This window comes from Candidatus Accumulibacter vicinus (genome assembly GCF_000584955.1).
In the GTDB taxonomy this organism is placed as follows: domain Bacteria; phylum Pseudomonadota; class Gammaproteobacteria; order Burkholderiales; family Rhodocyclaceae; genus Accumulibacter; species Accumulibacter vicinus.
This window is the reverse complement of sequence record NZ_JDSS02000011.1, coordinates 26,133-28,167: the sequence shown is the minus strand read 5'-3', so window position 1 is coordinate 28,167 and position 2,035 is coordinate 26,133. Positions and strand designations below refer to the sequence as shown.

General features: G+C 68.3%; 3 protein-coding genes and 1 pseudogene. All 4 read left to right on the top strand.

Annotated features, from left to right (window positions below):
- Positions 1-602 (top strand): annotated as a pseudogene (locus CAPSK01_RS02895) (dihydrolipoyl dehydrogenase); the annotation flags it as partial.
- A gap of 255 nt (positions 603-857) precedes the next feature.
- Positions 858-1,079, top strand: coding sequence for a hypothetical protein (locus tag CAPSK01_RS02890; RefSeq protein WP_034922443.1), 222 nt, complete (start codon positions 858-860; stop codon positions 1,077-1,079).
- 1 nt (position 1,080) lies between these two features.
- Positions 1,081-1,404 (top strand): helix-turn-helix domain-containing protein, encoded by a 324-nt coding sequence (locus tag CAPSK01_RS02885; RefSeq protein ID WP_273702987.1) that lies wholly within the window; start codon positions 1,081-1,083, stop codon positions 1,402-1,404.
- A 188-nt stretch (positions 1,405-1,592) separates the two neighbouring features.
- A partial coding sequence (locus tag CAPSK01_RS21635; protein WP_273702986.1) for a toll/interleukin-1 receptor domain-containing protein occupies positions 1,593-2,035 on the top strand: 443 nt, incomplete at its 3' end.

Below are 2,035 nucleotides of genomic sequence, written 5' to 3'. Positions count from 1 at the left end.
AGAGCGGCCTGCCGCTGGACACGCGCGGCGTGCCTCTCTTCGATCCCGGTACCGGCCAGATCGCCGACAGCCACGTCTTCATCGCCGGCGACGCCACCCATGAGCGGGAGATCCTCCACGAGGCGGCGGACGAGGGCCGCATCGCCGGTGACAATGCCGGCCGCTTCCCCGACGTGCGCGTGCGGCCGCGGCGCGCCCCGCTGTCGGTGGTGTTCTCCGATCCACAGATCATGCTCGCCGGACAGAGCTACGCACAGTTGCTGCGCTCGGGGGTGGACTTTGCCGTGGGGGAGGTCTCGTTCGAGGATCAAGGGCGCAGCCGCGTGATGCTGAAGAATCGCGGTGTCCTGCATCTCTATGCCGAGCGGTGCAGCGGTCGCCTGCTGGGGGCCGAAATGCTCGGTCCGGCGGCGGAGCATCTGGGGCATCTGCTGTCCTGGTCGGTGCAGCGAGGCGACAGCGTGCAGGCGATGCTCGACAGTCCCTTCTATCACCCGGTCATCGAAGAGGGCCTGCGAACGGCACTGCGCGAGCTACAGCGCGCCTTGCGCATGGGGCCGCCGCCGGTCGAGCGCTGCCTGGACTGTGGTCCGGGCGCGTAAACTTCGGACCGGGCGCGCTGCACGCTGCGCCGCCTCGGCCGGCTCCAGGAAGCGCGCCAAGCGAGCTTGCGGGCGCGCGACACGTACCTTGCCTACCGCCGCGACGACGGCGAGAGCCACACCGGCGGTGCGCTGCTGGCGGCCGAAATCGCCCGCCTACTGCTCGTCGGCGACACCAACAGCGCCAGCGTGCGGCACGGTTTTCTTGTGCTGATACCGCTTGACATGGTACGGGAAGCCCGTACAGTTCAAGTCATGCGTACCGTGATCGAAACCCCGACATTCCAGAAACAGGCCGCGAAGCTGTGGTCAGAAGACGAGCGACTGGACTTCATCGACTGGATTGCCGCGAATCCGCTCGCCGGGGACGTGATCCCTGGTGCGGATAGCGCGCGGGAAGTCGTGCTGCTGGTGGCGGCGTATGGCAAGGCGGAACGCAGCAACATGCTGCCCGTCGAAATCGACAAGGTGGTGTGAGATGGAGGGTACGGGAATAGACATCGAGAAGGTGGCGAGGGCTATCGAGGCCGACGCCGGTGAAGCGCTGCCGGACCTGCGACAGGCGCTTGCCGAGGAGAGGGACGGGATGGGGTGGGTTACGACGCCCGAGCAAGTCCTTGTGCGCCAGGCGCGGAAGCAGTCCGGCCTGTCGCAAGCGGCCTTCGCCGAGCGCATCGGAACCCCGGTGGCGACGCTGCGCGACTGGGAACAAGGGGGCTTTGCGCCGCCGGGCGCGGTCTTGTGCCTGTTGCGCCTGATCGTCAAACATCCCGAGTTGTCGCAGGAGTTGAGCGAAGCGTGAGCTTCGCCGAACGTCGTTTGGCTCGGGGCACTTCCGGCCGCGAACGTCAAGGGCTTGCGACGACGCCGCTCCGGTTGCGCTGACTGCCGCTCGCGGACCCACGCCACGAACGACGGCGCCGCGCGGGAATCCGGCGTACACTTCTCCGCTCGCAGAACAGGCGCCAACGCCGCGCTGGGAGAGCCCCGATGGCAAAGAACGATTCCGCAAGCGAAGCCGCAACCCTTCCCACGACCTACTTCGTCTCGCACAGCAGCGGCGACGACGGGATCGTCCGCCGCTTGCGCAGGGCGCTCGCCGAGCTCGATACGTCGCTAACGATCGACTCGCGCACGTTCCACGGCGGCGACCCGCTCGAATCGACGATCCGCGACGCGATCGCCAGCTCGTCCGGCGTCCTCGTTCTCGTCTCGCCGCAGGCGAAGGATTCGGCGTGGGTCGGCAAGGAACTGAAACACGCGCTCGCCGTGCAGCGGCAGCGCGGCGGCGCCGAGTCGTTCCCGGTCGTCCCACTACTCCTCGACGGCACGCCGCTCGGCGCGTTCGAGGCGCTGTTCGACGAGCCACCGATCCCCGTCGCCCTCGCCCGCAGCGCGCTCGACGCCGCGCCGCACGAGATCCTCGTCGCCTT

Bases quoted from the DNA above. Each gene is read 5' to 3' on its own strand.
- CAPSK01_RS02890 (WP_034922443.1), top strand. From the start codon at position 858: ATGCGTACCGTGATCGAAACCCCGACATTCCAGAAACAGGCCGCGAAG.
- CAPSK01_RS02885 (WP_273702987.1), top strand. From the start codon at position 1,081: ATGGAGGGTACGGGAATAGACATCGAGAAGGTGGCGAGGGCTATCGAG.